This is a genomic window from Roseovarius salis (assembly GCF_044472985.1).
Lineage (GTDB): Bacteria > Pseudomonadota > Alphaproteobacteria > Rhodobacterales > Rhodobacteraceae > Roseovarius > Roseovarius salis.
Genome location: NZ_JBISDG010000085.1, coordinates 1 through 3,009, shown reverse-complemented (window position 1 = coordinate 3,009; position 3,009 = coordinate 1). Strand labels below are relative to the sequence as shown.

Annotated in this window: 1 protein-coding gene and 2 pseudogenes; 2 read left to right on the top strand and 1 reads right to left on the bottom strand. The window is 58.8% G+C overall.

Going from position 1 to position 3,009, the window contains the following annotated elements; all coding sequences use genetic code 11:
* Positions 1–768 precede the first annotated feature (768 nt).
* Positions 769–1,725 carry an IS5 family transposase gene (locus ACH13J_RS18190; RefSeq protein ID WP_397544758.1) on the top strand — a complete coding sequence of 319 codons (957 nt, stop codon included), beginning with the start codon at positions 769–771 and terminating at the stop codon, positions 1,723–1,725.
* A gap of 202 nt (positions 1,726–1,927) precedes the next feature.
* On the opposite strand, the pseudogene ACH13J_RS18185 reads toward ACH13J_RS18190, so the two are convergent.
* Positions 1,928–2,187, bottom strand: a pseudogene (locus ACH13J_RS18185) (IS256 family transposase); the annotation flags it as partial.
* Between the two features lie 177 nt (positions 2,188–2,364).
* Here ACH13J_RS18185 and ACH13J_RS18180 point away from each other — a divergent pair.
* Positions 2,365–3,009: pseudogene (locus ACH13J_RS18180) on the top strand (IS110 family transposase); the annotation flags it as partial.

Here is a 3,009-nt window from a genome sequence, read left to right as displayed (position 1 = left end):
AAAGCTCCGCGCATCTCTCGGTTGCTCCACCTGCGCTTGTCGGCGTATGAACCCAAAGGACTCCGGTTCCGGCTGGATGAAAGTTCAGTGGCAGGTCAAATGGGCGGTTAAGCTCAGGTCCCCGGGCATCAATTAGGCGGAGGGCAGATCCATAGTCACTTTGCGAAATCTTTACGGCAGCTTTGAATTCTAAATGAAGATCGGATCGCGCTCTAGACCTTTTCAGGGCATGGATAAATTCATCAATGCAATCCCACCTTTGGTGGCGGCAGAATTGCGTTATTGCTACCCGCACCTCTTGGTCCGATTGCGGTTCCCAAACGCTCAGAAACCTTTTAGCGTTTTCGGTATTCGCGAATGTTCCTCGAGGAATCATATATTTACGCCCCTTAAAAGCCAACTTCGTTTAATTCTTGGCGACACTTTTTGGAAATTATGTCACTATCAATCATATTTTTTCTCATATCGAATGAAGTTACGCTCGTCCAGATACGTCCATTTCTGCTCTTCGATCAACACCTTCGGCACATTCTTCGCGGACCTCTGTACGGTACGATGCACCAACACCGGCGTAAACCCACTGGTTCTTCGAGTCCAGCAGCATCTCATTGTCGAGCGTCACCTCCGTCGTCCGCTGCACCATGTTCTCGATAGAGTTATGCCGGAATCCGGACGACGCGGCGTGATCATGATAAGGAACGTCTGAAAAACCTGCGACTTTCTGCCTGATCTGATAGGTTTGGGGCGTCTGCCATAGGAGTCCTGCCGATGCCGAAACAGCCCGCCATTCCCGGTCTGCGTGATGCGATGAAGAAGAAGGTGACACGGCGCGAGCGGTTCCTGGCCGAGATGGATGCGGTGGTTCCGTGGGACCAGCTTCTCGCGCTGATTGAGCCCCATTATCCGAAGGCCGGCCCGAGGGGCGGGCGCCCGCCGATGCCGCTCGAGACGATGTTGCGGGTCTACTTCCTGCAGAACTGGTATGCGCTGAGCGATCCAATGGCCGAGGAGACGCTTTACGACAGCGAGGCAATGCGGCGGTTTGCCGGGATCGAGTTGGGCGATGACCGTATCCCTGACGAGACCACGATCCTCAACTTCCGCCACCTGCTGGAACGGTATCGGCTGACCGAGGCGATCTTCGCGGAGGTGAGCGCGCATCTGGCCGACAAGGGGATCACCTTGCGCTCGGGAACCCTGGTGGATGCGACCATCATCGACGCGCTGTCGTCGACAAAGAACAAGGCCAGGGCGCGCGATCCCGAGATGTCATCGACGAAGAAGGGCAACGACTGGTATTTCGGCATGAAGGCCCATGTCGGGGTCGACGCGGAAAGCGGCACGGTTCACAGCCTCGAGGCCACGACAGCGAAGGTGCATGACAGTCGTGTGTGGGATGAACTGCTCCACGGCGATGAGACGTCGGTCTGGGCCGACAAGGGCTATGTCAACGCCGGGCGCGAGGCGGCGTTCACGGGATCGGGCAAGGTCTGGGGTGTGATGCGCAAGGCCCCGAAGGGCAGCGACCTGCACCCGATCGACGCGCGGATCAACCGCATCATCGCGATGGTCAGGGCCAGGGTCGAGCATCCCTTCCGGGTGGTGAAGCGCCAGTTCGGCTACATGAAGACCCGCTACCGGGGTCTCGCCAAGAACCGCGCCCAGCTCTTCACGCTGTTCGCGCTCGGTAACCTGTTTCTGGTGCGACGGAGGTTGATGGCATGAGGACGAGTCCGTCCGGAATTGGCCTGTCCGCCAACCGAGCGGCCGAAGCAGCCCGAAAGCCGCTGGAAACAAGCGGCCTGATGCCTGGCATGGCCCTCACATCGGCGCGTCGGCACAGCACAAGGCGTTGTTCAGATTTTCCATAAGGCGGCGCGCCGAGAGATCGCGGTGCTGCGAGCGGTCATAGTCCTGCTGCCACGCCCCGGTTACGCACCTTCGGGTGGCGCACAATCAGAGCGCCGATCCCGGTCTGGATGGACCGCCCAGGCCAAAGCCGTGTCGCACAACGCGTTGGCAGCCATCCGGCAGAGACCCCTCGGCATGTTGAGCGACGAAAGCGGCGGCCGCGGCCCGAAGCGCGATCGCCAGCTTTCGCCGCATCACGTCAAGAGTAATATCGCTCAAAGGGTCATAAGAAGATTCCGACGGACGCAGAGTGATGACGTCGGCATCGTTCGTCATGGCATATCGTTCCTCCTGGACGTTCTGGCAGTCTTGGACACCCGCCACGATGCGTCGCCTTCTCAAACATCGTCTCCCTTTTATTTCCCGCCGTTCTGACCTGATGCTGTGGACGGCCCCTGCACCGGCGTAGTGTGCGATGATTTGGCTGTTAAGCCAGGTCTAAGGAGCCACATCATGTTCGAGGATATTACAGTCGTCGGTCTCGATCTCGCGAAGAGAGTTTTTCAGGTACATGCCGCAAGCGCGGAAGGAGCGGTCGCGATCCGCCGTAAACTGCGGCGTGGGGAGGTACTTGCATTCTTCTCGGCTTTGCCGCCAAGTCTAGTTGGTATGGAAGCCTGTGCGTCTGCCCATCACTGGGCACGCGAACTTTAGGAATTGGGCCACGAGGTTCGGTTGATGCCGCCGGCCTACGTTAAGCCCTATGTGAAGCGCGGAAAGACTGATGCCGCCGACGCGGAGGCAATCTGCGAGGCGGTTACGCGGCCGACCATGCGCTTCGTCGCAGTTAAAAGCCGAGAGCAGCAGGGCGTTCTCATGCTGCACAAGACAAGGGACCTTCTCGTCCGTCAGCGAACCGCCCTGATCAATGCGCTTCGCGCCCATTTGGCCGAATATGGGATGGTCACTGCCACAGGCCCCGGAGGCGTAAAGGCACTCACTAAACTGTTGCATGAAGAGCAGGACGACTTGCCTGAGCACGCCCGATCCGCCCTATTCTCGGTTGTCACCCAGTTGGACGCACTCCAACGACAGATCGATCACCTGGAGGCGGAAATCCTCGACTGGCACCGTGCCGATGAGACGAGCCGTCGTCTC